A 656-nucleotide genomic window follows, 5' to 3' on the forward strand; every position below is an offset into this window, starting at 1 on the left:
AACCGGCCTGTTGCGGGACGAAGGTAAAAGGGCGCTCGCCGGTTACCTCACAAGACAGGTAAAAAAACGCCCGCATGTGATTCTGAAGCTTGCGGTTTCTGCTGACGGCATGATCGGCAGGCAGGGCGAGGGGCAGGTAGCGATCACCGGTCCCGAGTCTCGCCATGCCGTGCATGAGCTGCGGGCGCGCTGCGACTGCATTCTCGTTGGTATCAGGACGGCCATTGGGGATGATCCCGAACTGACGGTCCGAATAGCTGGTCTCGAGGATCGTTCGCCGGTTCGCATCGTGCTGGATCGGCAGTTTGAGTTGCCGCTGACATCGAAGCTGGTGAAGACAGCGCGGGAGGTGCCGGTGATCGTTGCGGCGTTACCCCCCTCTGCCCTGCCGGGCATCTCCCCCTCAAGGGGGGAGATCGGCAAGGGGCTGTCCGCTCGCTCAAATTTCGACTCCACCTCTCATTCGTCAACCTTCAAGGTCTGGCAAGGCAGCGCCCCATCGATCTCCCCCCTTGAGGGGGAGATGCCCGGCAGGGCAGAGGGGGGTAGCCGCGACCGCCGCCGCCAACTTCTCACCGACGCCGGCGTCCAGATTCTTGAAGCCCCAACGCTCGAAAACCTCCTCCAAACCCTTGCCGAACGTGGCATGTCGGAAC

General features: G+C 62.5%; 1 protein-coding gene. It reads left to right on the forward strand.

The window, feature by feature from the left end; genetic code table 11:
- Positions 1-656, forward strand: a 656-nt coding sequence (locus PL599_RS22760) for a RibD family protein (RefSeq protein ID WP_271359899.1), incomplete at both ends; no start/stop codon positions are given.

The sequence above is a fragment of the Agrobacterium sp. ST15.16.055 genome (assembly GCF_027956555.1).
Classification (GTDB): domain Bacteria; phylum Pseudomonadota; class Alphaproteobacteria; order Rhizobiales; family Rhizobiaceae; genus Agrobacterium; species Agrobacterium salinitolerans.